Genomic DNA, 26,138 nt, shown 5'->3' with positions numbered 1-26,138 from the left:
GGTTGGGCTCGGTAAGACTTGTGCCCAAATTCAGGTTTAACCTCTGGTTTAATCCTAAGCTTGGACTCAGCTTGGGTTTTGGGCCAGGACAAGCGGGGTCATCCTGCTCCCAGACGCGAAAATACTTCGGCACCGGTTTCCGCGGTCGCTGTGCGGCCGCCCATTAAAAAGCGCATTAGTCCCGCACTCAAACCGCTACCGGCCACATACAAACAGGGTATAAACAATAATGTAATAAAAGTGGCAAACAAAACACCAAAGGCCAGCGATACCGCCATGGGGATCACCGTCCTGGCTTGCAAACTGGTCTCGGCGATAATGGGGATCAGGCCGATAAACGTGGTCAGCGAAGTCAGTAATACCGCCCTGAAGCGCTGGCAGCCCGATTGCACCACCGCCTCCACCACCGGCAATCCCCGCCGGCGGGCGCGATTGATGTGGTCGACGATTACCAGCGAGTCGTTGATCACGACGCCCGCCGCCGCCACGATACCGAATAAAGAGAATGCGTTCATATCCATACCTAAAATAAGGTGTCCCAACATAGCGCCAATCACCCCAAAAGGAATCACCGACATAATGACCAGGGGTTGCAGGTAAGATCGCAGCGGCACCGCCAGCAAGACAAAAATGACCATCAGGGCAATCAACATATTGCGCAGATTGGTTTGTTGACTCTGTTCACTTTCCGTGAAACTTCCGCCCGGTTCATAAACGATATCGGGGTAGTGCCGGGCCAGTGCGGGCAGAAACACCCGGTTAATCCTGTCGTGCACCGCGCGCGGCTCAACCCGGGCCGGATCGATAGTGGCCCACACGCTGATATTCTTACGGCCGTTCTCCCGCCGGATCTGGTCAGCACCCGGGATTAACGTAAACTCCGCCACCTCGGACAGTGCTATTTCCTGCCCGGTACCCGTCTGGATCAGGGCTTCCTCCAGAGTGCCAAATCCATTGCGCTGTCGCTCGGGATAGCGAACCATCACCTTGATCTCTTCTCCATCGCGCATCAGTCTCTGGGCTTCGAGACCGTAATAACCAAAATTCAACTGCGAGGCGATATCCTCCAGGGTCAGTCCCATCGCATAGGCTACCGGCCTGAGGGAAAAGCGCACTTCCCGGGTCGGTAACATTCTGCTGTCGTTAATATCGACAATACCATCGATACTGCTCAGTTCCCGGCGCAGGTCCCCGGCTGCTAAAATCAGCGCATCATAATTATCACCGTTGAGGCGGAAACTGATATCACCGTCTTCCAACCCCGGCGCAAAGAGGTTATCTTTAATCGTCAGGGACTTCCTGTTCGGCATCAAAGGCATGGCCTCCCGCCACCGGTTTGCCAGTTCGAAGGTATTGATCGGACGTCGCTCCGGCTCAATCAGTTTCACTTTGACAACGGCATGAGTGCGCGACTGCAGCTCTACCTGCCGCCCGGCTATCATACTGAGACCATACTGCGCCTGAATAGCAGCATCCACCTTATTCAACACCTGCTCTACTTGCCCGACGGCAGCCAAAGTGGCTTGCTGTGAAGCGGTACTGTGCATTTCAATTTCGATACTCGGGAAGTCGTGCGGCACCTTCGGCACGCCGACATAGCGAATCACACCGCCTTGGAACAAACCGATACTCACAAAAATCAAGGCGACAGAAAAGGTGATCACGCAATACCTGTAAGTTATAGCCGCACGCAGCAGTGGCCGATAACAATCCTGAATCAGGCACTGCAAACCACGATTGACTGCCCGGCGCAGCCGCATCGCGGCATTGGGCTGCGTGGAGGGCGGGGGGCTTTTCATAGCGGCGAGATGGGCGGGCAAGATCAGCTTGGACTCCACCAGCGAAAACGCCAGGCACAGCACCACCACATAGCCGATAGAGTGCGCTATGGGCGCTTCCGGACCGGAGGATGCAACCAGGGGGGAGAATGCCGCTATAGTCGTCAACACCCCGAAGGTAGCCGGCAAGGCCACGCGCTTCACGCCCCGCACAACACTATCGGCGCTATGGCCGTGTTGTTCAATCGCCGTATTCACGCTCTCGCCGATAACAACGGCATCGTCCACCACGATACCGAGCACCATAATAAATGCAAACAGGCTGGTAATATTGATACTGACATCAATCCAGCTCATCGGCATTAAGAACAGCGCGCCCAAAAACGCCACCGGCAAACCCAGCATTACCCAGAAAGCCAGGCGAAAATGCAGAAAGATACCGATCACGATAAAGACCAGCAAAGCGCCGTAGAACATGTTTTCAAGCATCATATTCAGTCGTCCCTGCAGATAAGTCGTAAAATCGACCCATGACTCCAGGTGAACATTGTGCGGCAACGAGGTGTTCTTGCTGTCCACATAGCGCCCGACGGCAGCGGAAACATCGGTGATACTTTGTGAATCGGTAGCCCCGATAAAGTAGGTCACGGCGTTTTGACCGTTAAACCGGGTAAGCTGGCCGCCGTCTGTAAAACCGTCTTTTACCGTTGCCACCTGCGACAGGTAAATACGCGAACCGTCGTCCAGGTTGAGCAGGGGAATCGATTCGAAGTCCCGGGCCGTATACGCCTGATTTTGCACACGCAGGTTGATGGTGCCATCGGCGGCCTTGATCTGTCCGGCGGACTGGTTGGTGGAGAATTCCCGAATGGCGGTGGCAATATCCTGGAAGCTGATAGCATATTCCCTCAACTTATCCCGACTGACTTCAATGGTGACCTCAAAATCCGGCCCGCTGTAGTACTCGCTGACATCCACCGCGGGAATCTCTTGAATCTCCCGGTGAATTTCACGCCCGAGACGCTTTAACTGGGCGAGGGGCAGGTCTCCGTACAAACTGATGTAAAGCACCTCCTGCCGGTATCTGTCGACTTTCACCACCGGACGTTCGGCGCGCTCGGGCAGTGATGATATGGCATCTACCTGATTTTTGACCTCATCCAACACTGCCTGAACATCATAAGCATTTTCCACCCGAATATAGGCCTGAAAGCTGTCGCGCCTGGAGTAGGTGATCACCCGTTGCAGACCCTGGATGCCCTCCAGCGACTTTTCAACCTTGATGGCAATGCCCTCCTCCACTTCTTGAGGTGCAGCGCCGGGGTACTCGATATCGATACGGATGGCATTGATGACAAAAGGGGGAAACGCCTGCTTTTTAATACTGAATGTGCTGAGCAAGCCGCCGAGTATAATAAAGATCATCAGCAGGTTGGCGGCGACGGGATTGCGGGTAAACCAGGCGATCAGCCCGCGGCTGTTTTCACTGGGTTGTTCAGACATACCCCGGCCCCTCTGAAGTTAGCGCACATCAACGAACAAGACCCAATGTATTGTCCGGAACCTGGCTTACATCGACCGCCGGGGTAGCGAGCGGCAACAAGTCGGTGCCTTCAACCGCATAGGTCAGCGCCGACAGTATCAGGTGTTCACTATCCTCGATACCCGACACAATAATGACATCGTCGCCCTCTCGCCTGGCTATCTCAACAGTCTTCAACCTCAACTTGTGGTTTTCGTCCATGACCGCAACGCGCTCGTCAATCACCAAGTGTTGGGGAATGGAGCTGGCTCGCGATAGTTTCTTTCCGGCAATAACCGCCGTCACATAGATACCAAACTGCAACGGCGCTCCGTGTCGATCAACCGCCTGTAAGCCATAGGGGTCCGGTATTTCCGCGACCAGGTAGGTCATTCTGCTGGTTTGATCAATCACGCCTTCTTCGCGCACGATACGACCTGACCATTGCTGCTTTTTACCCTCGTACAGGGCCTCTATAACCACTTCGCGGACTGCGTCCGGTGCCGGCAAATACTGTAGCTGGTTACCCGCCACCGGCAACCGGACCTCAGCGACGCTGCTGTCAAACACCGTGCCGATGTCCTGTCCTTTTTGTACATAGGTCGCCAGACTCACATCGCGTTCATAAACCAGGAGATCGAAGGGCGCATGTATATTCGTCTTGGCCAGATCGCTCTCAGCCCGCCGCAACGCCGCCGAGGCTGCCTTCACGCGCGCGGTTTCCATAGCCAATTGCGGCTTTCTCAACCCCAGACGTGATGCTATGGCCTGGTGGGTGCGGCGTTCGTCGCGAGCGATACGCCCCCGTGCCAGCTCCAGTTCATAGGCCGCCTCCGCCTCGGCCAGTTGCGCCTCGGCTTCGGTCAGCGCCGCCTGGTAGTCTTCAGCATCGACCTGCACCAACAGCTCCCCTTTCTTTACAAAACCCCCGCGCACAAAGCCGCCGGCAAGGTAAATGATTTTACCCTCGACTTCCGCGGTTAACCGGGTCTGGTATTTTGGCTGGACAACCCCTTGGGAAAAGACCCTGAGTTGCCTGGCGGTATACTCCACCGGCGCCACATGCACCGGCTGAGCCGGGGTTTCGACCACCCGCCTCACCGGTTCTTTACTCAGTGACGCAAACCCCAACATCGCGCCCAGGCCGCAGAGGAGAATACAGACGGGGTAGAGTAATTTTTTGTATCCGGACATAGCCTCTATCAACTAAATGGCAACGAGATGCCTCTGTCGCCGGCATCTCCTACCCATTAACTTGCCGCCGCCAAAATGAGATCCTCCAGGTATCTGCCATAACCGCTCTTGTGGAGAGGCTGGGCCAGATCGAGCAACTCCTGATCGTCTATCCAACCCATGCGCCAGGATATTTCTTCCGGGCAGGCTATTTTTAGACCCTGTCGGTGTTCTATGGTCTGGATAAACTCCCCCGCCTGTAACAGCGAGTCGTGGGTGCCGGTATCGAGCCAGGCGGTGCCGCGGCTCATCACTTCCACACTCAGGTTCTCAGCTTCCAGATAGACGTTGTTAACATCGGTAATTTCCAGCTCCCCGCGATGGGAAGGCTTTATGGCCTCAGCGATATCGACCACCGAATTGTCATAGAAATACAAACCGGTGACCGCGTAGCGGCTCTTCGGGTCACTCGGCTTTTCCTCGAGACTTATCGCCCGACCGTTGACATCGAACTCCACCACGCCGAATTGACGCGGGTCCTCCACCGGATAGGCAAATATCGTCGCGCCCTGTTGGCGCGCGGCTGCCCGCCGGCCGGCCTCGGACAAATTGCTGCCATAAAACAGGTTATCCCCGAGCACCAGCGCACAGCTATCGTTACCAATAAAATGCTTGCCGATAATAAATGCCTGCGCCAAACCGTCGGGGCTTGGCTGCACAGCGTACTGGAGACTTAACCCCCAAGTGGCGCCGTCGCCCAGAATCTGCCTGAAGCGATCGATATCCTGCGGTGTGGATATCACCAGAATCTCGCGAATACCAGCCAACATCAGGGTGGTCAACGGATAATAGATCATTGGCTTGTCGTATACCGGCAGCAGCTGTTTACAGACACCCAAGGTCACCGGGTGCAGCCGTGTACCGCTACCGCCGGCCAAAATTATGCCTTTCATGATAGATCACCTTCCTTCACAGTGAGAGCGCCCAATCGCTCTCGTTGATAACTGCCATCCTGTACCCGACGGCACCATTCGTTATTTTCCAGATACCAGACAACGGTTTTGCGAATGCCCGTTGCAAATGTCTCTTCCGGCCGCCATCCCAACTCGCGGTAGATCTTACCGGCGTCAATCGCATAGCGCCGGTCGTGCCCGGGCCTGTCGCCCACATACGTGATCAAATCACTGTACCTGGCAATACCTTCGGGTTTCGGCAGCGCCAGCTCTTCGAGTACATCACAGATAGCGCGCACCACCTGGATATTCCTGCGTTCATTGTGACCGCCGATATTGTAGGTCTCACCCACTGCCCCTTTTGTCAGCGCAGTCATCAAAGCGCGCGCATGATCTTCCACGTAGAGCCAGTCCCTTACCTGACACCCATCGCCATAAACCGGCAGCGGCTTTCCTTCCAACGCGTTGAGGATCACCAGGGGAATCAACTTTTCCGGAAACTGGTAAGGCCCGTAGTTATTGGAACAGTTAGTGACCAGCACCGGCAGGCCGTAGGTGCGATGCCAGGCGCGCACCAGATGATCTGACGCTGCCTTGGATGCGGAGTACGGTGAACTCGGCTCGTAAGCTGTCTGCTCGGTGAACAGGGTGTCCGACTCCGTATCCAAGTCGCCGTAGACCTCATCGGTGGAAATATGGTGAAAGCGAAAGCGAGCCCGCGCTTCCGCATCCATTTTCCCCCAGTAGTAACGCGCCGACTCCAACAGTGTGTAGGTCCCGACAATATTGGTATCAATAAACTCGCTGGGGCCGTCTATCGAGCGGTCGACGTGACTTTCGGCAGCCAGGTGCATCACACAATCCGGCCGATGACCGGCAAAAACCCGCGCTATCTCGCCCGAATTACAAATGTCGACCTGCTCAAATTTATACTGTGGACTGTTCGCAACCGGAGCCAGGGAATCCAGGTTTCCGGCGTAGGTCAACTTGTCGACATTAACCACGCTGTGCTGCCCTTGTTTTATCAGGTGGCGAATCAGCGCCGAACCAATAAAGCCCGCACCGCCGGTAATTAGAATCTTCATACCGCACCTTCCTGCAGCGAACCCGCCTGCGCCTTATTACACCGATCAAAATGCCACACCCGCCGCTTCAACCTCTCCAGGTAGCTGTCAGCTTTGACACTGCCCTCCCGGGGTGCCCAGGGCGCGGCATCCACTGCAGCCAGAGGGACATAAGGTCCCTGCTTGACTTCAAATACCACACCGCCGGGCTCCAGGCTGATCAGGGTATGCCATATGCCCGGTACGATATCCACGCCACGATCACTGTTCTCACCTAAATGGATGGTGTGCGTAATGTCTCCGCTGTTATTGAATATGACCACAATAAAGCTACCCCGCAACACGACAAAGCACTCCTGCCTTTCAGGTTGGGTATGCCGGTGCGGTTGTACGTAGGCATCGGGTTCGATGGCATTCAAAAACCGGTGCACCGGATCGACCATCTGATGCAAATTATAGTTCTTGCGACGTCTTTGCGAGCGACCGGCGTCAAAACACAGATTACCGATCAATTCGTTATCGATAACTTGAATGGCAGCACTGTTCATTTAAAAGCCTCCTGCATTAGGGTCTTCATATTCACTGTCAGTATTCAAAAACAGCCGGTAAGTGCGCAACAGCAAAAACGGCATAACAAGAAATGCACTTAAAATAAAACCGCCGGAGATTAAGACAGTGACCGGTATAACTTCGGCCAGCATCCCACTCAACAACATGGCTACCGGGGTCAGTGAGAGTATCACAGCGCCCATCAAGCCCAATACCTTACCGCGATCGCCTTCCGGTACGACGAGTTGGATCACGGAGTTTACGATGACGTGCATATGGGCGGTAAAAATACCAACGACAAACATCAGCGGAATCATCGCGTAGAACATCAAATGCGGGAATACAGCCATTAGTGCCAGCGCCCCATAGATAGAGGTAAAGAAGTATCTGCTGCGGTGGGAAGATTTGATATGCAGCATGGCCGTCAGGGCAAAGCCGCTGAACATACCGGCGGTAAGGCTGCCGAGCACCAATCCGTAGCGGGCCGGACCCAGCCCCTCGGACTGATGGAACAGCGGCACCAGAAGAATCAGCGTGCCGACACTGACAAAGGTTATCAGGGCAAAAAACAGGATATGGCAGCGCAAACCGACAAAATGCCACACAAAGCGAATACCGCCTTTCAAATCCTGCATAAAAGAAGTGCGCACACCGTCGGGCTTGATTTTCTCAGGCAACTGTAAAAAAGTTTCCGAGGCGGCAGAAACCAGATAGCTGAAACCGTTGAACAAAAACAGCAAAGGCGCTCCCAACCATTGATAAAGAAAACCCGCCAGCATATTGCCGAGCACACTGGTGCCGGTGTCGGTCATACCCCGAAAAGAATTCGCTTTCGTCAAAAGTGTTCTGGGCACGATAGACGGGATCAGCGCATTGACCGCCGGGTTAAAAAAGACGTCACACAAACCGATCACTATGGCGGCCACGAATATCATCCAAATCTCCAGCCCCCCGAGCAGGGCTGCCAGCGCCACGCAAAGCACACAGACGCCGCGGACAACATCCATGGCGACAATAAGCCACTTCTTGTTCATTCTATCGACAACAATACCGGCAAAAGGAGAGACAAAGATAGCCGGCAACATAGCGGATGCCATAATAGACCCCATGATCGCAGTAGAATTGGTGGCACTGAGAATCCAGAAAGCCAGCACAACCTGATATATTTTGTCTCCCAACTGGCTGACAAGATGGCCTTGCAGTAACAAGACGAAATTTCTACTCCACAGAGTCTCTGCGGAGGCAGGCTTTTCTCTTAACCGGATACCGCTATCTACTTCTGCACGCATAGTATTAAACGCAAATAGCGGCCTCGGTTGGTGGAACTGTGAGTCTGATACAGTCACCTTCGGGAACGATGCAAAGATCATGTAGCACCTCCCGCAGCGCGCCCGGGTCCCTGCACCCCAAATCCCCGGACGACAGCTCGACGGTTTGTGCAGCGGTGCTTCTGTTGACGATCACATAGGCCTTCTCTACCGCACTGAACCGCTCGTAAACATATATCTCCTGCTCGTCATCGAGAGCAACGGTTCTGATATCACCTGAACGTAAAGCCCGGTATTGCTTGCGAATCGATATCAGCTTTTTGATATAGGCCATCAACGTTTTATCCCAGGTTTCTACATCCCAGTCCATGGGAAATCTGATAAACTGGCTCTCGTGCCCGGATTTCAACCCGGTCTCCGTGCCGAAGTAAATACTGGGAACGCCGGGATAAGTCATCTGCATGGCAAACATCAAGCGCAATACAGCTTTGTTATCGTCTGTGGAATAGAGAATACGATGCGTATCATGGCTCTCGATAACGTTCCAGGCGGCGTGTACCGCTTTTTTTGGGTAGCTGATCCGGTTTAACGTCAATTGACCGTCAAATTCGCTGACTGATAACTTGCGTTTGTAGAAGAAGTCGAACAAGGTAGTGGCCAGATGGTAGTTCATGACACCATCGAGCTGATCGCCATGTAAAAAGTCTATGCTGTTGTGCCATATTTCACCGACGATATACACATCTTTCTTGCAGGCTTTTATCCGATTGCGAAATTCCCGCAAAAATTTATGGTCTACCTCATTGGCAGTATCGATACGCCAACCGTCGATATCGAACTCGCGTGTCCAGTAGCTGGCGATGTCCAGCATCAATGCCTGTACCTTCGCATTACCTATTCGCAGCTTCGGCAGCCGCCAGGAGCCGGCAAAGCAGTCGTAATTCGGCGGATCGCGGCGAACGGGGTATGAGTACAGGTAGAACATATCCCAATACTCCGACTTTACACCCTTTTCCACCACATCCTGAAAGTAAGGTGAATAGTAGCCGCAACTATGGAAAACACCGTCCAATATAACCCGCATGTTGCGCTTATGGCATTGCTCGACCAGATGCTTAAAATCGGCCTGGCTGCCAAACCGGGGATTGATACGATAGTAGTTGGAGGTATCGTAACCATGATTGGTATCGGCATCGAAGATGGGGCTCAGGTAGAGGACGTTGACCCCCAGCAGTTTTAGATAATCGAGTTTTTGTATAATGCCGGCAAGATCGCCGCCGTAGAAGTCCAGATCGCCCTCGGGCGGCACACCGGCGGCTAACACATCGGCATCGTCCTGTTCGGTGCTACCTTTGCAAAAGCGGTCCACGAACACCTGGTACACTACAGCGCCGTCCAGCCAGCGGGGAACTTCATACAGGTCACTTTCGCCGATATGAGGATAGTGAAAGTAAGCGCCGTTGAAACCTTTGCTGGGTTCCGTGTAGAGACCCAATTCGTTATACCAAAGCGTCTCCCGGCCATCGTCAATAACGAAATAGTAGCGAAACTTTTTGCTGCGTTCCTTTACCTGGGCCCGGTAGTAGTCATATAGAAGATCGGACGCATATTTTTCCAGAACGACTTCGGTTTCGTCGACATCATAGCGGCTGCCGTAGACCACACTAACACGGCGCACGTCCTGTTTGGCGGTACGCACCTGAAGCAGTAGCGTATCCTTGGCAACCGGGTAAGCATAATTCGCGCCGGCTTGATGGTGAATCGCTTCTCTAAGCAACGTATCTCTCCTTCTAAGCCGTCATGCCGCCGTCGACACACAGCACGGCACCGGTGGTCCAGGCAGAATCTTCGGCGGTGAGGAATTTGATAGCCGCGGCAATTTGCGCCTGACTGCCGAAGTGTTTAATCGGTTGGTGGGCGAGAAATCGGTTCAACGCCTTAATTTTTTCCAGGTAATCAGCTCCGGCGCCGGAGGCATCGGGGCTCAGAATACCGGGGCAAACACAGTTGACCCGTATGTTGTGGATACCCAACTCGACCGCCAGCATTTTACTGAACTGGATAACACCGGCTTTGACAGCGGCATAGTGAGAACAGGGCGTATCGGGGAGCGACTGATAGCCGAGAATGGACGCCACATTAACGATAGCCCCTTTACTTCTGTCTATCATATACGGGACCACTATTTTGGTGGTATTGAATATGGCCAACAGGTTGATGTTGAAACTACCGATGAAGTCGGCCGGCTTCAGTTCGGTGATGGTACCGGCACTGAAACTGCCTACCGCATTGATCAGGTAGTCCACCCGCCCTCCCAGACGCGTTATCGCGGCGTCCACTTTATCTCGGGTCTGTTCATAATCGACGATATCCGTCTCGACCACATGCGGTTCAATATGGTTGGCTTGATCCGGAAAGTATTCGAGCAGCTTGGACTTATTGCGGGTAATCGAAATGACATCGACTCCCTCTGCAATATAAGCTTGCAACAGCTCGCGGGCCATCTCGGACGTTGCCCCGGAAATAACAGCGACTTTATTCGTATTCAATTGACTAACTCCAGCTTGACGTTGTCGTTCAATAGAGATCGATACACATCGAAAGTCTGCGCGACTACATCGTCGAGACTACGACTGACCCTCGGCAGGTTTAGGGAGTCATTTCCGCTTTTGACAGCTTGTGCGGCGGTCTTCATCGCCAAATAAAGCTCATCCACATCGAGCGGATTGACTTTTATCAGCGACTCACACTCCGTCACTATTTCCTCTATGCCGCAGAAACGCGATAGCACCAGGGGGACATGGAGTGCCACACAGTCATAGCCGATTATATTGAAAGGATCGTAGAGGCTCGGCAACACCATAACGTCGCACCCCTTCAAGAAGTCTATATAGCGCTTTCTCTCTTTTTGCCAGGGCAGGACTTCTATAGCACCGATTTTCGACAAGGCCTTAAATTTGCGCACGGTTTGCGGCTCCATGACCACATCCAACTCCTCATCTTCCGGAATATGAGAAAGAATTCGAAGTTGCGAGTTTTGGTGCATGGCGAAATACCGGAAAAAACTCTCAACCAGAAATTGGATACCTTTGCGGTACTCCCAGCGACCGGCAAAACCAAATACGGTTTTTTCCCGGGCCTGTGCCGGCGCATAAATTTTAGGCTCCTCATTGACAAAAGGTAGCGGGTAGATAGCTGAATGTCGCTTGATAGCCGACCCGAAATATCGCTCGCCGTAGAAAGCGTCGCTGGCACTATTGAAGATGACATGATCGGCATTTTCAATGGACTTTTTCTGTTCCGCCAGGGCCAGGTCATACTTGTACCACTTACTCTGTTTGACAATCATATACTCATGCCAGAGGATAGACGGCAACCAATAGATGACCTGAGTGCCGGGATAACGGGTTTTCAGCTGCTCCAGCACGTCACCCCAAAAGTAGATAGTGCTGACAATCAGGTCGCAATCACTCAACTGTTGCAGCTCAGCCTCGGAGAAATCATAACAGTCAGTCGAAACTACCTTGACGTCCTCCGGATAGTCACTGATACGGAAATCCGCCATAATCTCTTCGAATGTATATTCGGCACCCTCACTACCTTTATGGGTATAGATAGAGAACTCATCGCCTTCGAAGCAGCTTTTGCAGTAGCTCAAAAGGACACCGATATAGTAGTTGATGGAAAAGCTTTTATTTCCCAAAAAATCAACAGTCAAAAAAGCGATTTTTGTTTTCGATGACATAACTTAATCCTCAAGCGGTTTCGACATCCTGGTATAAACTCGAGCAACGAGTACATATGGGAAAACGTTCAACGGTCATCAATTTCTTTCTGAAATTGTCACTCTTGTCACCACCCCAGGCATCCCAAAACCCCTCGGCCTGAATATTGCCGGCGGCATATCCGAGACACAGCGATACGTCGCCATTGGACTCGATAGTGGGGAATTGCCAGGGCTTCAGGCAGACGCGTTTGGGAAGAATGAGAAAGTGCTCCTGTTCGGAGTAATACCTTTTGATATCTGACACAGATATGTCCGGCGTGAAGACAATATTGAAATCCGAGGCGTAACAGGCCTTTATTTCAGCTACGACATCGGCCACTTTCTCACTGAATTCAGCAGCCTTTATCGAGGTCGCGGTCGGGATATGACGCTCGTCAAATCCTGCACTATATTCCTTGTCCCAGCAGGCCTGCATAAGATTGTTCAACAACGGTGATGAAAATTGCGGGTGCTGAAACACCATTTTTACCGGACTTAGCGACTTAGTCCTCTCAATAAAGGCGACCGCGTCACTGACATTGTCAGGCAAAAAAGTGTAGTGTAGCGTGATCTTTTCGTAGCCCGCTTTCTTCAGGCCGCCCAATGCACTGATCGAACGCTGAAAGCTGTCATCCACACCGAGTATCTTATTATGGCTTTTTTCATCACCCGCGAAGCAAACAGTAAGCTCGGTGTGGTCGGCCAAGATGCTGTCCATATAATCGTTCAGCAGATAACCGTCGGTAATGATTTCCGTGCGACAATTGTTCTCGCCGAGCATATCTAACAGCGATTCGAAATCCGGGTACAGTAAGGGTTCACCACCGGTCAGCACCACTTTTGGGGTGGTCCAGCCTATGTTATCTATAAAGCCTTCCCACACCGACACTGGCAGCTCCGGTTCGTCGGCTGACGTTACCACACACTCCTGCGTATCAAATCTATGTGAGAAGTTGGTTTTGCTGGTGAGTTTTAGCACAAATTTTTGCGGCGCAGAAAAGCCGTTTCGCAAACCTTTGTAGTCCACGGCATATTTCACGTCATCTTTGGAAACCTTTTCCAGGTTGTGTGGAATTGCCATTTTCTAACTCCTTAGTAATTAACTATAGATACCGCTGTAAGGAAAATTTCGCTGTTTACTACAAAAAGGTGCTTCGCCTGTATTGCCTTTAAAACCAGTTTTCTAAAAATTTTCGGCATACTCAAAAGTAGCAAGAGCAAGTGGGCAACAACATGTTAATTTCGCACACATCAATTACAGGTGCAGACAACATGCCAAATGTTTCGCCTCACTAACGCAAGCCCAAAAATTCCAACATATACAATTGGTTACCGGCTCAGGAGCGATAAAACCGAACAGGACGCAGAAGGGATTTAGCAATCCTATATGCGCTAAAATATATCAGCACTTCAACGGTCGCACCAAGACCTCGCCAGCTTGACAAAAGCGGGCTGTGCTGAAAAAAATGGAACGCGCGTCGAGACGTACAGAAACGCGACACGAGAAAAATCAGTTGAGCTGTCGTGCGAAACTGTTTTACCTTATGCCCGTAGTCGGCAAAATTTTTTTACTACATTTTCGCAGCCAACTTTCAGATCGGATAATAATACGAGTCGTGGTTTCGCTCTGGGGCATCGTGAAAGTCAGTATGCACAAGCATGGATTAGCAAAAAACGTAGGCCATGCAGCAGGACAGATAGTGTCGGGGCGGTAGAGAATGGCACTCGCCTCAGATGCCTACTTCTGGTACTTAAGAGGATTTGCACAGTTTATCGACCCTCACTCTCTCTCGATATTGATTAAAAATACCGAGGTAGGTCTGCCTCTGAATGGGGCTTTCAGAAACTCTCGACAGCAGGGATGCTGTCGTGAAGTCCCCATGGACGGGTTCACGACGTGTTTCTGAAAGCCCCATTCAGAGGCAGACCGGTCAATTGGCACGCCTTCGCTTAAGTACCAGAAGTAGGCATCTGAGGCGAGTACCATTCGGGTCGGAGAACAACTGAGAAACGGGCGGGCAACCTCCGCCCGCCCGGCAAAACTGGGATCGACGTTATCGAAGGTTCATACAATTAGCGTAGTAGGTTACCGTAGCCGGCCAGTCGGAAAAGATGCCGATAATGCCGACATCCTTAGCCAGCACATGCAAGACTTCCAGCATATCGCCATCATTATTGATAGCCTCGGTAGTCGTCTGGTAATACCAACCGCCGCCATCTTTTAAGAGACCTGAGCGCTCGATAGTCCAGGTAATGATATCGAGACCTGCGGCCCTGGCAAACTCCGCGTAGGGCGAAGGCACTATAGCACCGCGCTCGTTTAGTGTTAGCAGCGCCCACATGGGAGGCGCGACAATGTTTACACCCTGCCCCGCCAAAGCTTCCATATCCGCCAGCGAGGCGGTGAAATTGGGATCATTGTAGACCCGGTCGTCCAGAAAGACTGCCTGCCTGCCAAACCGCGGTTCATTCTCGATCCAGTAAAGTACATCACTGAGATTAAATGACTGCGCCCACACCTTGCGCGGATGCACCCCGGCCGCCTTGTATTCATCAATCATTTGCTGGGCGTAGTCTTCCTGAGTGTAATCACCCTCATAAGGCATGGGAACGCTGGGCGCCTTAAGTTCCGGCGTAAACTTTACGCGCAGTTTCTTAAACAGTTCAATACTCTCGGCGTGTGTCAGTAGAGTACCGCTGCCCGTATACAAGTCGGTGCGCCAACCGGGAGTGGCGTTCAGGTAATCCTCGACAGTGGTGGCGGTCGGATCGGCCGCATCCATCTTTCCGGTCAGCGTTTTGAACTCCGTCAGTGTGATATCACTGGTACAACAGCGGGCGGAAGCCGGTGTGCCATTCACCGGGTCGGCTGGGGTAAATGGCTGCGAGCACTTCTGCGCCAAAGGTGTGGCGAGAATATTGGTGGTGGTGTGAAGGTCGCACTGGGAGTGACGGCAGACCAGTTCACGGTCCTTGGTAAAAGTTACATCGCACTCCATGATACCGGCCCCCATTCTGGCGGCAGCCTCGTAGGATTCTTTCGTGTGTTCGGGAAACTGCAGCGGTGCCCCGCGATGGCCGATGGAAAAATCCGTCTTGTAGAACGGCCGCCTGGCGCACTGTTGTAGACGTCGTTTGAGGCGACTGTCGTCCATATCTTCAACCAGGTAAAACGGCCTCGGTCCCAACTCTGCCCGCGACCCACGCTGCCAATAGCTTTTATGCTCCCGGCTTTCATCGGCGTTGAGGTTCCCGGTCAAACCCTCACGGCCATCGGATATTGCACAGGCGGATGTAAAAACTGTAACTGCCGCCACAGTCAGGCTTGCAATTGTTTGGCGCATAATGCTCCTCCGTTTGTCGATATTTAAGTACCCGTTGTCGACCATACAGAGGTTTTATTGCTGTCACATGCCGGTTTTATGACAGCGACAACCGACAAGAAGATCAGCAGCCATTCAAGGTTCAGCCTGGATAAAACGCTCCATACGCTCACGGGTTCCCGGGTGGGAAGAAAGATAACTCGACCAGTCGTCCTTCGTGCCCGGCTCCAGACAGTCCTCACAGGCAGGCCGTTCATCCTCGTTTGCCTGCGACGTGTGACTATCCATCAGTTTGCCGAGCATACTGGCAAAGGCTGACAACGGTAACTGGTGAGCCCGCATCCCCTCCAGCGCATAGGTATCCGCTTCCCATTCCATAGCGCGGGAGTAATCGGCATTTAACAGCACCGTCGGCGCAATAACAATCAGCGAACTGGCCGTACTGATATCGCCGGTTATCCAGACGATCAGGGACGACAGCAGCGACTGGCGAATAACCTGCTGCAGGCCGTGACGATGAACCACATGACCGATTTCATGCAGCATAATCCCCTGTAGCTCCGCGTCGTCCTCAGCCAGTGCGACAATTTCATCGGTAAACACGACGGTGGCATCAGGCAGCGCAAAGGCGTTGGCGCCAATACCGTCACCGCCCTGGCGAAACAGTATCCTGTAGTCAAAGCCCTCGGTGTCCCGCGGCAACAGACGTTTGAACTGTGCCCGCAACTCCTCCTGTCGCTGCTCCGGTAATTCCGAGGGCGAAAAAAAACTGGCATCGAGAAAAGTCAGGGTCTGGCTACTGACCGAGTGGGTAACGGCTACCGGCAACGCATGAGCGGTAGCTTCGCTCACCGCCGGCACCCCGTAACGCAGCAGCGACCAGATGCCAGCCACCACCACTACCACGGTAGCGGCAATAAAACCTTTATGGTTTTCTATCGTCTCGGCAAACGCCATCAGGTGAAAACCCGGCCGGTGCCGGCGCAGCACCGCATCGATGGCGTCGTTCTCGGGAGATTCAAATATCTGGCCGTCGGGAAAGGTGATCATCCGGGCGGTTGCCCCGACCCGCGGCGAAACCGTGGCTTCGTCGAAGGCGACACTGAGTATCGTATCGCCGTCTACCCGCAGTACCCAGCGCCCGCTGCCGCCACAACTCAGTTCAGCTGCCCGACGCCTGGAAGTCTTACCGTCAAAAAACCACCCTTGGATCATATCCCTATCTCGAGGTCGAAGACGCCGTCCACCTCCTCGCCCAGCGCCCGTACCTGTTCCCGTTCGCCGGCGGCAAAGTCGTTCAGGTCGGCAACCGCCACCAGTACCAGGGTCGAGGCCCGGTATTTAGCCGTGCGCACCTTGGCCCAGGGCAGCAGTAAACCGAGGGAAACAACCACCGCCAGGGTATTGGTAAAAATCAGGAACATCATATAGCCCACCCGCAACCGACTCTCGAAGTAATGTCCCTGCTCGAGCTGCAGGTTGTTGTAGAGCAGGTTCTCCCTGGCCACTTTGAAATAGGCAAACAGCCATAGGTACAACACCATACCGGCAACCGCCATCAGGAGAGTGATACCAGTGCCGGCAGCCCCCGTTGTCCCCTCGCCTATCTCAACACCCGCCGCCATATTGATTCCACCGGCCATCAAACCGATGACAATGCCAAAGAGAAGGAACACGCCGACGGCGACGGCGTAAATCTTATAAAAGTCCCAGTGACCGGCGCCGAACCGAAAAGCACTCTGGCCATAACGCACGCCAGTCGTCACATAGCGATAGAGAAAAAACTCCACCAGGGGGGTGAACAGACCGGCGAGAAGGAAAACACCGAGCATAATCAACATCGGCACCATGGACACCTGATCTCCCTCCTCCTCCGGCATCACTCCCCAGACCGTTAAAAATATCGCGCCGAAAAAAAGCAGCGTCGGCAGGAGAAGAATCAGATAGGCCTGGAGAATATCGCCCTTAAAGGCAAAAGTCACACCCCGATAGGCGGTGTGGCGCATGCGAAACGACATGGCGGCGACAAAGATAAACGGCAACGCCGCAAACAGAATGACAATCGCCGCGATACCGGCTATCGGTGATATCCAGTCCGCCAGCAAGTAGGCCAGCAATGCCAGACAGGCGAAAATACGGCCACGCAGAATCTGCATCGGCGTGGCCAGATACTGGAACGACGACCCGTCCAACTGGGTGTGCCCATAAAAATACTGGTTAGTGCGCACTTTGGCCCAGGCCGAGTAAATACCGAGGGTTACTATTGTCAGCAGGATATTGACGATCCAGACACTGAAATAACCGGCCGCAGTGCCGGCGAAAGAGAAGGGTTTTACCTGTTGCTTTGTATCTTCCATGGAATCCATCCCCCATTAGATGAATATCTGTTTTATTAGATGGCTTGCGCCTGCTTTATTACTGCTACTCTTTGCTACTACCCCATTGTGTTAAGTATTGGCAAACGGGCGTAGCCTATAGGTATTGAGACGACATATCAACACCCCGACAGATCCGGTGCCCAGCTACTGTGATTGGTCAATGCGATATTGAAGCTCAACCCGCTAACAGGGTTGCGGGGAGAGAGAGTGAACCGGATATAAGTCTCGGCTTGCCGGTTAGCCGAAGACCTGCTAGCTAACGGGAACGCACAGTCAATTTGAGCAACAACTGTACGCCGAAACCGCCGGGCGCGCTGAAAACCGATCCCTACACCAGCCCGTTTGCCTTGTTTTTTGGGGGCGGTTATTTTTTGGTCACAACTGTTACATAAAAGCAGAAACAGAAAGGGAAAACAGCGATTTCTTCTCGACCGCAAATCAATAGGCAAGTTTCTAATGCAGCAATAGTAGCCCTGTTGCCTAACTTGCCGGCAGCTTATCTAGTGTAAAAGCTCCAAGAAACTTAAAAACTCTAAGGTAGTTTTCTTCCAGCAATAATTTAATGAATACTCCCGGGCATCAGCCGAATCTAGCTTAAGAGCCTTCTCAATCGCCACATCCAAGTTACCATCCATAGCGCCGACCTTTGAGTTAAGAACATTCTTCGGCCCTTCTGCCGGGAATGCAGCAACAGGCGTTCCTGAGGACAGGGCCTCAAGTTGAACCAGCCCATACGTCTCCACTTTACTTGGAAAAACGAAAACGTCAGCTCCCGAATAGAGCTGAGCCAATTCCTCTCCATTTCTAGCGCCAAGAAAAAGAATGCTCTTATTATTTTTATAGCGCGACTTAAGGCTACCAAGCCCTGGCCCGTCACCGACAACAATTTTTGTTCCCTTCACATTAGAAGAAAGAAATACTTCAATATTTTTTTCTGCAGAAACTCTACCAACATGAAGCATGTAAGGACCTTTTCCACTTTCAAATATCTCTCTAACCTCAGGCACAAAATCAGCCCTATCGCGAGGTCTAAAAAAGTCTGTATTCACACCATGAGACCAGATTCGAACTTTGCTCTCATCAAATCCCATATTAAGAACTCTCTCTTTGACTGACTTAGAAGGAACCATAACACCTGCCGCAGGCGCGTGGAAGAATCTCATAAAAGCCTCTCCCCAAGAGATAGGTATACCGATAGCTCGATTTGCGGCCTCCGGCCAGGATGTATGATAAGCCGTTGTAAAGGGAATTTTGTTTTTTTTGCAATAAAATCGAACGCAATTGCTCATAAAAAGCTCATTGACAATATGTATAGCGATCGGGTCATATTCTTTAACAAGTTTGTCAATTTCTTTTTGTTTAAAATACTTAAAAGCAATCTTGACCCCTACATCTATTGCGCGATTAGGTCCAGGCACATCATCAGGGTGAATAATAATATAGTTAACACCAAAGCCATCCAACTCCTTAAGAACGGCATTCATTACAGTTTGCACCCCGGTAATATCACCTTTAAGGGTATTGGTTATGATCAAAATAGGTTTATTAGTTCGTTTGAATGGTCTTAAAATATCATCTTTACCAGCAGCAAATTTGTGGGCGAGATTGTCAGTATAAGAGTGTGGGATAGGCAAAGAGACTACTCTCCTGTAACATTTCATCAAATATTTTTGTCAATTCGTTCGCATTGATGCAAAATAAAAACCACTTCATTCAATCAGCACCTTCTTTTGTCCTTGCCATCCTCAAGCTCAGCAACCGATTCAATCAAGCTCCGGGGATTCCTCGGACTGTTTAGAAGATAGGCAGTTTCTTGCAGGGCTTGATCGTCATCCATCGAAACTATTACCACAACTCTCTTACCTCAGCATGTAATCGCCATGGGGCAGTGTTTTAAAAAACCTGCTCCATTGCCTTGGCATGGTTGTTTCGGACAGTGGTATAGCTTATGCTTTGCATGCTATAAACCTCGCACCCAAACGCCCCATAGTACGCATTGCGGTGACATTTAGCAAGGCACTCCAAATCGACCGCTAACGCTGCGCTGGCTATTGAGACGCTATACGAGCGTATGAAGCAATATTACGGGTTAAAAACAATGAAAGAAGATAGAGATATAGAGAAAGGCTATACGACTTCAGAGTTTGTATCTAAGTTACGGCGATTGGCTGATGCCTTGGAACAAGGAGAGAAATTTGAAATTCAAATTGCTGGAGAGCGCATCTACGTTCCTGTTCGCGCGGTTTATAACATTGAGCATGAGCGAGAGGGACCAGAGGAAGAAATAGAATTTCAAATAAAATGGTCAAACTAAACCACATAAAAGCGTTAGCACTCAAGGAGACTTATGAGCGCATCACTTGACGAACTTAAAACAATAAAGTGGATTCTTGTCGGGATTTTGCTGGTATTTACCGTCTTCTTCATATTTGCGTCTGTGGTGCTTAAGGGAGTTCTTGGGGCAATTCGAGACATGAGAGAGCTTAGGAAATCAGAAGGTTTCCGTATTCTTGGCGAGCAGTACCTGGACAAAGGACAAATATCCGAGCTTATGGCCGAAGCTAAAGATGTTCTTAAAACCCACCCTAACCATGCTTATGCAAATTACTATTTGGCTATGGCCTACTACCGAAAAGAAAGGTGGGTAGACGCTCAAAAAATATTTGAAACGCTACGCGACAACAAACCTGAATGGGGTGACGCAGTAGACCCTTACATAGCTGAAACAAGAGAGAAAATAAGTAATGGCAAACCTAAATTGGTGCGGTAGTGCCGGCAAGCTGCAGCAGTTGGCGCCTGCGGCGCCGGACCCTTGTACACCGCACTGGCTGTTTTGGCATTAAGGGTAGCTATGGGTAGAACTATCGCCGGCATAATGTCAGTTAGTGGGGCAGAAAATACGGCACCGATTGGCGTTTTTGAAGTGGTCTACGCTGATAACGCCTTTAACCAACTGGCTACACCAACAAACAGCACCGGCAGAAACACAAATCCCGCACTTACTTTAGGTAAAGGATATAACGTTACCGAAGGGCGATATACCACTGATACCTATTTGGACACTTCAGATTTGACCGAGGTTTTTACCCCTTACCCTGAAAATCAGGCCTACACAGCTAAGCTCCCGGTATTGCCGGGAGCGCTAGCAATAATTTAAGCTCTCGAATTTGCAGCTTTTCCTGAGCAGGCTACAGTTTCGGAATCGCGACTGTGATCTCGGGGATCTGAGCTGGCCCAGAGTAGTGTCGCTGCCAACATAGTTGAATATTTCACTGCCAAACATATCCGAATCAGCTATACCTTTAATGACATCTTCGGAGTTTCCCAAAAAGTATAGATGGATAGTGAAGTCTATAGGGTTTGGTATATTCCAAAAAGTTATATTTTCCTTTGTTGTCTATAGAGGCTGGTTATGTCATCGCCCGGTTCATTTCAAAATCTTACTGCAGAAGAACAGCTTAAAATTTATAAGGCCGAACTCGAGGCCATCGGTAAGTCGCAAGGGGTGATCGAATTCAATATGGATGGCACCATTATCACCGCCAACGATAACTTCCTCAATGCCATGGGTTATCGCCTCGATGAAATCCAGGGCCGCCATCACAGCCTGTTTGTGGAGCCGCAGTATAAAAACAGCAGTGAATACAAGGCATTTTGGGCAAAACTGAACCGGGGTGAATACGATTCACATGAATACAAACGGCGTGGCAAAGGCGGTAAGGAAGTCTGGATCCAAGCTTCCTACAACCCGATTCTGGACCTAAACGGCAGGCCGTTTAAGGTGGTCAAATACGCCACCGATGTCACCGAGCAAAAATTGCAAAGTGCAGATTTCGCGGGCCAGATCAAGGCGATTGATATGTCCCAGGCGGTGATCGAGTTCAATATGGACGGCACGATTATCACCGCCAATGAAAACTTCCTCAATGCGATGGGTTACCGCCTCGATGAAGTCCAGGGTCGCCACCACAGCCTGTTTGTGGAGCCGCGCTACAGAGACAGCGCAGAGTACCGGCAATTTTGGGCAAAGCTGAACCGGGGTGAGTACGATGTTCACGAGTACAAACGGCTCGGCAAAGGGGGCAAGGAAGTCTGGATCCGGGCCTCCTACAACCCGATTCTGGATTTAAACGGCAGGCCCTTTAAAGTGGTGAAATATGCCACTGATGTCACCGAACAAAAATTGCAAAATGCGGACTTTGCCGGCCAGATCAAAGCCATTGATATGTCCCAGGCAGTGATCGAGTTCAATATGGACGGCACGATTATCACCGCCAACGATAACTTCCTCAACGTCATGGGTTACCGTCTCGATGAAGTCCAGGGTCGCCACCACAGCCTGTTTGTGGAGCCGCAGCACAGGGACAGCGCAGAGTACCGGCAATTCTGGGCGAAGCTGAATCAGGGTGAATACGAGGCACATGAATACAAACGGCTTGGCAAAGGCGGTAAGGAGGTCTGGATCCAGGCTTCCTATAACCCGATTCTGGACCTAAACGGCAAGCCGTTCAAGGTCGTGAAATATGCAACGGATGTTACGGAGCAAATGAATGCGTTAAAGCAAATTGACAAACTCGTCCAGAGCGCTATCGCCGGACAACTGCAAAATCGTATCGACACCTCACAGTCAAAAGGCTTTACCGCATCGCTGGGCGATGGCATCAATCAGTTGCTTGAAGCGGTCACTGTGCCTGTCAGCGCCAGCGCCCGGCTTATGGAAGCCATCGCCAACGGCAACCTCAGCCAGAGTATGTCCGGTGAGTTCCAAGGAGAATTTAAAACACTGAGCAATGCAATAAATTCGTCAGTGGCTAACTTGCGTAGTATGGTGGATGAAATTCGCTGTGTGTCGAGAAGCGTTTTTAGCGCATCCAGAAAGATTGCTCAAGGGAATACCGATCTCAGCCAGCGTACTGAAGAGCAGGCTGACAGTCTTCAGAAAACTACTTCAGCAATAGAAGCACTTACCGACACTGTGCAGAAAAACTCGGAGAATGCTACTGAAGCCACGAAGAAGTCCAGCAGCGCCATGCAAAAAGCCACCGCCGGCAGTGAGGTCATCTCCAATGCCGTTGCAGCAATGGAGGCTATTGATAAGTCCAGCAAACAGATTGCCGATATCATTGGTGTTATTGACGAAATTGCGTTTCAAACTAATCTTTTGGCTTTAAATGCCGCGGTGGAGGCAGCCAGGGCGGGAGAACAGGGCCGAGGGTTTGCTGTTGTGGCCGCAGAGGTACGCAGTCTGGCCGGGCGCAGTGCCAGCGCGGCCAAGGAAATCAAAGCGCTGATTAACGACAGTGTAGAAACGGTCGGCGAAGGCACGCGTTTGGTGGACGAAACCGGCCGGACTTTTACCGAGTTGGCTGAGGCGGTTGACGAGGTGGTATCCATGATTTCCGATATCGATATCGCCAGCCAAGAACAAGCGCAGGGAATTAACGAAGTGAGACAAGCAGTTTCAGTGATGGAAAAAATGAGAGAAAAAAACGTTGCCTTGGTAGAAGATGTGATGTCTTCCAGCAAAGCTATGGAGCAACAGGCTCAGACCCTGTTAAACCAGGTGGGCTCTTTCAATACGGGTAATCAGTAGTTTTTTCAGTCCTGGCAGGATTTTCCAGATGGCAGCAAGCCAGTGGCAAAAGCAAGCCTGAGTCGGGACAAAAGGTTGACAGCAAACGCCCTTAGCCGGTCACAATCAGGCTTCCGGTGCTGTCGCCTGGTTGTGACCGGCTGTAGATTCAAGAATTGTAATAATAGGTAATCCGCGCACTGATCGCCTCGCCCTCGCCACTCACGACATTGACGACACCGAAATACTGATGCAGGCGCCGGCTGCGACGGTCGTAAACCAGTTGCAGCGGATCGACAAACCAGCGCAGCAAACGATTTTTCGGCTCCACAAAGAAGCATTGCAAACGATCATCGGCGATATCCTCGCCGGTCTCCGGCGTATCACAATCCGCCCGTTCTTTGGCCACCACCTGCAGTTTGATACTGCGCTGATGTACCGGTGAAGCAAAGTCGATCACAAACGGCTTGCCGCTGACCAACTCGTCCCAGTGATCGCGTACCACAACATCGAACCCGCCGTCGACCACATCGATTCGGCGGCTCGCCACCTCAATTTCGCGCCAGGGCTGCTGCGCCGAGGATTTGTAACGCAACAACATATCGTCGCCACGCCACAGCGCCTGGCGCTTTTCGCCGATGCGGAAGTCCTCCTGTTCAACTTCGGGGCGGGCCAGGTCCAGACCGTCGTTATCGCCGGAGTAACGCAGCAGCTTTTTGGCAAACAGGCGGCTGCTGTCCTTGCGATACTCCACCGTGGTGGTTTGGCCATCGGCGGCGATAAAGTGATACTCGCAATAAAGAAACTCACCCGTTTCCACATCGGTGGCACGTCCCACGATGGAGGCTTGGGAGTCCGGACTGCATTCGGACAGCGTCGGTGAGGACACAGTCAAAATACCCATAACTAGTGCGCTGGTAAACATGGTAATACTCCCGCTAAACAGTCCCGGTTTTTCTGCCCCAGTACAGCAATCCCGGCAATAACACCGCCCAATAGACCGCCAGGGCGGCAAAGGACAGCCACAGCGGCTGGGCAAACTCCACACCACCATTTAAGGCCGCACCGGCCAGATAACTTAAAGGCCCGGCCACCGCACCCACCAGCGCTGCCAGCCACCAAAAATTGCCCAGCTTGGCAAAGCTGTGCTTCAACGTGGTGGCAAACGCCAACCACAACAACATCAGCCACAGCGGCGGCAGCAACATCTGGTCGGTGCGTTGAAAAACGCCGAATCCGAACCACAGACAATCACCGGCAATCCCCACCAGCGCCACTGCGGCGATAAATCGCCACTCGGCCGTATCGCGCATCACCAACCAGCCGTGCACCGCAAGCAAGGCAATGACTGCCGCCGCCGCCATCCCGTCACCACCCCAGACACAGGCAAACCACACGACCTCGAACAACGCGGCATTGAGCACCAGTCGTCCAAGTTCGGAGTTTTTCACCCGTGTCTGCAGGCGTTGCGCCAGGGCCGTCACAATGCTAGCCCCGCACCCCGAGGTGGGTCGATACGGGCAGTTGGTGACAGCGTGGTTTGGCAAACAAAAACTGCGAGGTGCCGATCACCCGTTCGGCAAAGCCGCCTTCGCAATAACTCAAATAGAAATCCCACATACGGATAAAAATATCATCAAATCCACATTGCCTGACTTCATCGAGACGCAATTGGAAACGCTGCTTCCATTCCGCGAGGGTTTTTGCGTAGTGGTGAGTGATATCCTCGAGACCGACTATCTGCATATCGGTGTCACTCGACACGTGTCGGGCAATTACCTCGATCGAGGGCAGGGCCCCGCCCGGGAATATATAACGCTGAATAAAGTCCACCGTGTTGCGCGACTGTTCGTAACGCTGATCAGGAATCGTAATGGACTGAATCAGCATCAGGCCATCCTGTTTCAACAACGCGGCACAGCGGCGGAAGTAAGTCTGGTAATACTGGTGACCGACCGCCTCGATCATCTCGATGGAAACGAGTTTGTCGTACACACCGGTAAGCTCCCGATAATCCTTCAGCAATACCGTGACGCGCTCCTCCAGCCCTTCCTGCCGTACCCAGGCCAGGGCGTGGTCGTGCTGCTCTCTGGAAATAGTGGTTGTGGTTACCCGGCAGCCGTAGTGTTTGGCCGCGTAAATCGCCATACCGCCCCAGCCGGTGCCGATCTCCAACAGGTGGTCGGTGGGGCCGAGTTGCAAACGCTCGCAAATATGCTTGAGCTTGTTTTCGGAAGCCTCTTCCAGACTCGCCGCCGCTGAGGGAAAAATGGCCGCCGAGTACATCATCGAGTGATCCAGAAACAACTGGAAAAAATCGTTGCCCAAATCATAGTGCGCGGCAATGTTCTTGCGCGAACCGGTGCGGGAGTTGTGGTTAAACGCGTGCATCAGGCGCGCCAGCGACTGCTTGATCCAGTTCCACTTCGAATCCATCGCCTTCAACATCGACATATTCAACACCATCAGGCGGATGACTTTCACCAGATCCGGCGAGCGCCAACTGCCGAGCATATAGCCCTCGCCCGAACCGACGGTGCCATTGAACAACACATCACGATAAATTGACGGGTGCTCGACATGAATATGCGCGACCAGGTCAGTCTGGTCTTTGGGTTGACCGAAGTTATAGGTAACCCCGTTATCTTCTACAATCAGGTGGCCGACGGCAATGTTTTCCAACAGCTTGAACACCATCTTTTTCGCTATATTATCCACGAAGCGCGGTTTGAGTTTTTTTTGTGTTTTAGTTTCGTTTACACTAACTGCGGTCATGTTTGTGCCTCAACTTT

Annotated in this window: 22 protein-coding genes; 4 read left to right on the top strand and 18 right to left on the bottom strand. The window is 51.9% G+C overall.

All coding sequences use genetic code 11. The features are described 5' to 3' along the window. Positions 1-98 precede the first annotated feature (98 nt). The 15 genes from FKG94_RS10520 to FKG94_RS29515 form a co-directional block, all read right to left on the bottom strand. Positions 99-3,281 carry an efflux RND transporter permease subunit gene (locus FKG94_RS10520; RefSeq protein ID WP_142904193.1) on the bottom strand — a complete coding sequence of 1,061 codons (3,183 nt, stop codon included), beginning with the start codon at positions 3,279-3,281 and terminating at the stop codon, positions 99-101. A gap of 28 nt (positions 3,282-3,309) precedes the next feature. Then, complete coding sequence (locus FKG94_RS10515) at positions 3,310-4,494, bottom strand: efflux RND transporter periplasmic adaptor subunit (protein ID WP_142904192.1); 1,185 nt, start codon at positions 4,492-4,494, stop codon at positions 3,310-3,312. A gap of 56 nt (positions 4,495-4,550) precedes the next feature. After that, positions 4,551-5,426, bottom strand: a complete 876-nt coding sequence (gene rfbA, locus FKG94_RS10510) for a glucose-1-phosphate thymidylyltransferase RfbA (protein ID WP_142904191.1) — start codon at positions 5,424-5,426, stop codon at positions 4,551-4,553. Continuing rightward, a complete protein-coding gene (rfbB, locus tag FKG94_RS10505) occupies positions 5,423-6,511 on the bottom strand; it encodes a dTDP-glucose 4,6-dehydratase (protein ID WP_142904190.1) in 1,089 nt (362 codons plus the stop codon). The genes rfbA and rfbB overlap by 4 nt, the downstream gene beginning before the upstream one ends. After that, complete coding sequence (locus FKG94_RS10500) at positions 6,508-7,038, bottom strand: WbuC family cupin fold metalloprotein (RefSeq protein WP_142904189.1); 531 nt, start codon at positions 7,036-7,038, stop codon at positions 6,508-6,510. Before FKG94_RS10500 ends, rfbB begins: the two co-directional genes overlap by 4 nt. Further along, positions 7,039-8,328: an MFS transporter gene (locus tag FKG94_RS10495; protein WP_246125077.1), complete on the bottom strand. Its 1,290-nt coding sequence runs from the start codon at positions 8,326-8,328 to the stop codon at positions 7,039-7,041. 4 nt (positions 8,329-8,332) lie between these two features. Then, positions 8,333-10,084: a glycoside hydrolase family 13 protein gene (locus tag FKG94_RS10490; protein WP_142904187.1), complete on the bottom strand. Its 1,752-nt coding sequence runs from the start codon at positions 10,082-10,084 to the stop codon at positions 8,333-8,335. Between the two features lie 13 nt (positions 10,085-10,097). After that, on the bottom strand, positions 10,098-10,856 hold the full coding sequence (locus FKG94_RS10485) for an SDR family NAD(P)-dependent oxidoreductase (protein ID WP_142904186.1): 759 nt from the start codon (positions 10,854-10,856) through the stop codon (positions 10,098-10,100). Continuing rightward, positions 10,853-12,052, bottom strand: a complete 1,200-nt coding sequence (locus tag FKG94_RS10480; protein WP_142904185.1) for a glycosyltransferase family 4 protein — start codon at positions 12,050-12,052, stop codon at positions 10,853-10,855. The genes FKG94_RS10485 and FKG94_RS10480 overlap by 4 nt, the downstream gene beginning before the upstream one ends. 10 nt (positions 12,053-12,062) lie before the next feature. Further along, positions 12,063-13,154: a radical SAM/SPASM domain-containing protein gene (locus tag FKG94_RS10475; protein WP_142904184.1), complete on the bottom strand. Its 1,092-nt coding sequence runs from the start codon at positions 13,152-13,154 to the stop codon at positions 12,063-12,065. A 973-nt stretch (positions 13,155-14,127) separates the two neighbouring features. Beyond that, on the bottom strand, positions 14,128-15,417 hold the full coding sequence (locus FKG94_RS10470) for a glycerophosphodiester phosphodiesterase family protein (protein WP_142904183.1): 1,290 nt from the start codon (positions 15,415-15,417) through the stop codon (positions 14,128-14,130). A 114-nt stretch (positions 15,418-15,531) separates the two neighbouring features. Further along, positions 15,532-16,611: a M48 family metallopeptidase gene (locus FKG94_RS10465; protein ID WP_142904182.1), complete on the bottom strand. Its 1,080-nt coding sequence runs from the start codon at positions 16,609-16,611 to the stop codon at positions 15,532-15,534. Further along, positions 16,608-17,753, bottom strand: a complete 1,146-nt coding sequence (locus tag FKG94_RS10460; RefSeq protein WP_179957589.1) for a YjgN family protein — start codon at positions 17,751-17,753, stop codon at positions 16,608-16,610. The genes FKG94_RS10465 and FKG94_RS10460 overlap by 4 nt, the downstream gene beginning before the upstream one ends. A gap of 521 nt (positions 17,754-18,274) precedes the next feature. Continuing rightward, the gene (locus FKG94_RS10455; RefSeq protein ID WP_179957588.1) at positions 18,275-19,408 is read right to left on the bottom strand and encodes a glycosyltransferase; all 1,134 of its coding nucleotides are present in this window, start codon (positions 19,406-19,408) and stop codon (positions 18,275-18,277) included. An 83-nt stretch (positions 19,409-19,491) separates the two neighbouring features. Further along, entirely contained in the window at positions 19,492-19,611 is a 120-nt protein-coding gene (locus FKG94_RS29515) for a type II toxin-antitoxin system Phd/YefM family antitoxin (RefSeq protein WP_425460043.1), read from the bottom strand. Between the two features lie 261 nt (positions 19,612-19,872). On the opposite strand from FKG94_RS29515, the gene FKG94_RS10445 reads away from it, so the two are divergent. The 4 genes from FKG94_RS10445 to FKG94_RS10430 all read left to right on the top strand — a co-directional run bounded on the left by FKG94_RS10445 (position 19,873) and on the right by FKG94_RS10430 (position 23,367). Continuing rightward, positions 19,873-20,088 carry an amphi-Trp domain-containing protein gene (locus FKG94_RS10445; protein ID WP_142904179.1) on the top strand — a complete coding sequence of 72 codons (216 nt, stop codon included), beginning with the start codon at positions 19,873-19,875 and terminating at the stop codon, positions 20,086-20,088. Between the two features lie 33 nt (positions 20,089-20,121). Beyond that, positions 20,122-20,544 (top strand): tetratricopeptide repeat protein, encoded by a 423-nt coding sequence (locus tag FKG94_RS10440; RefSeq protein ID WP_142904178.1) that lies wholly within the window; start codon positions 20,122-20,124, stop codon positions 20,542-20,544. An 81-nt stretch (positions 20,545-20,625) separates the two neighbouring features. Next, positions 20,626-20,931 (top strand): hypothetical protein, encoded by a 306-nt coding sequence (locus tag FKG94_RS10435; protein WP_142904177.1) that lies wholly within the window; start codon positions 20,626-20,628, stop codon positions 20,929-20,931. A 255-nt stretch (positions 20,932-21,186) separates the two neighbouring features. Further along, the gene (locus FKG94_RS10430) at positions 21,187-23,367 is read left to right on the top strand and encodes a methyl-accepting chemotaxis protein (protein WP_142904176.1); all 2,181 of its coding nucleotides are present in this window, start codon (positions 21,187-21,189) and stop codon (positions 23,365-23,367) included. A 148-nt stretch (positions 23,368-23,515) separates the two neighbouring features. On the opposite strand, the gene FKG94_RS10425 is transcribed toward FKG94_RS10430, so the two are convergent. The 3 genes from FKG94_RS10425 to FKG94_RS10415 are packed head-to-tail and all read right to left on the bottom strand — an operon-like array spanning position 23,516 to position 26,121. Further along, complete coding sequence (locus FKG94_RS10425; protein ID WP_142904175.1) at positions 23,516-24,271, bottom strand: hypothetical protein; 756 nt, start codon at positions 24,269-24,271, stop codon at positions 23,516-23,518. A 13-nt stretch (positions 24,272-24,284) separates the two neighbouring features. Next, positions 24,285-24,830: a DUF2878 domain-containing protein gene (locus tag FKG94_RS10420; protein WP_179957587.1), complete on the bottom strand. Its 546-nt coding sequence runs from the start codon at positions 24,828-24,830 to the stop codon at positions 24,285-24,287. 4 nt (positions 24,831-24,834) lie between these two features. Then, on the bottom strand, positions 24,835-26,121 hold the full coding sequence (locus FKG94_RS10415; RefSeq protein WP_142904173.1) for an SAM-dependent methyltransferase: 1,287 nt from the start codon (positions 26,119-26,121) through the stop codon (positions 24,835-24,837). Between the last annotated feature and the right edge of the window lie 17 nt (positions 26,122-26,138).

It is taken from the genome of Exilibacterium tricleocarpae (genome assembly GCF_007004655.1).
Taxonomy (GTDB): domain Bacteria; phylum Pseudomonadota; class Gammaproteobacteria; order Pseudomonadales; family Cellvibrionaceae; genus Exilibacterium; species Exilibacterium tricleocarpae.
This window is presented reverse-complemented; position numbering and strand designations above follow the sequence as displayed.

Coding starts and splice junctions, on each gene's coding strand:
- FKG94_RS10440 (WP_142904178.1), top strand. CDS start 20,122: ATGAGCGCATCACTTGACGAACTTAAAACAATAAAGTGGATTCTTGTC.
- FKG94_RS10425 (WP_142904175.1), bottom strand. CDS start 24,271: ATGTTTACCAGCGCACTAGTTATGGGTATTTTGACTGTGTCCTCACCG.
- rfbB (WP_142904190.1), bottom strand. CDS start 6,511: ATGAAGATTCTAATTACCGGCGGTGCGGGCTTTATTGGTTCGGCGCTG.
- FKG94_RS10500 (WP_142904189.1), bottom strand. CDS start 7,038: ATGAACAGTGCTGCCATTCAAGTTATCGATAACGAATTGATCGGTAAT.
- FKG94_RS29515 (WP_425460043.1), bottom strand. CDS start 19,611: ATGGATGACGATCAAGCCCTGCAAGAAACTGCCTATCTTCTAAACAGT.
- FKG94_RS10480 (WP_142904185.1), bottom strand. CDS start 12,052: ATGTCATCGAAAACAAAAATCGCTTTTTTGACTGTTGATTTTTTGGGA.
- FKG94_RS10430 (WP_142904176.1), top strand. CDS start 21,187: ATGTCATCGCCCGGTTCATTTCAAAATCTTACTGCAGAAGAACAGCTT.
- FKG94_RS10460 (WP_179957589.1), bottom strand. CDS start 17,753: ATGGAAGATACAAAGCAACAGGTAAAACCCTTCTCTTTCGCCGGCACT.
- FKG94_RS10465 (WP_142904182.1), bottom strand. CDS start 16,611: ATGATCCAAGGGTGGTTTTTTGACGGTAAGACTTCCAGGCGTCGGGCA.
- FKG94_RS10415 (WP_142904173.1), bottom strand. CDS start 26,121: ATGACCGCAGTTAGTGTAAACGAAACTAAAACACAAAAAAAACTCAAA.
- FKG94_RS10445 (WP_142904179.1), top strand. CDS start 19,873: ATGAAAGAAGATAGAGATATAGAGAAAGGCTATACGACTTCAGAGTTT.
- FKG94_RS10515 (WP_142904192.1), bottom strand. CDS start 4,494: ATGTCCGGATACAAAAAATTACTCTACCCCGTCTGTATTCTCCTCTGC.
- FKG94_RS10475 (WP_142904184.1), bottom strand. CDS start 13,154: ATGGCAATTCCACACAACCTGGAAAAGGTTTCCAAAGATGACGTGAAA.
- FKG94_RS10470 (WP_142904183.1), bottom strand. CDS start 15,417: ATGCGCCAAACAATTGCAAGCCTGACTGTGGCGGCAGTTACAGTTTTT.
- FKG94_RS10435 (WP_142904177.1), top strand. CDS start 20,626: ATGGGTAGAACTATCGCCGGCATAATGTCAGTTAGTGGGGCAGAAAAT.
- rfbA (WP_142904191.1), bottom strand. CDS start 5,426: ATGAAAGGCATAATTTTGGCCGGCGGTAGCGGTACACGGCTGCACCCG.
- FKG94_RS10495 (WP_246125077.1), bottom strand. CDS start 8,328: ATGCGTGCAGAAGTAGATAGCGGTATCCGGTTAAGAGAAAAGCCTGCC.
- FKG94_RS10520 (WP_142904193.1), bottom strand. CDS start 3,281: ATGTCTGAACAACCCAGTGAAAACAGCCGCGGGCTGATCGCCTGGTTT.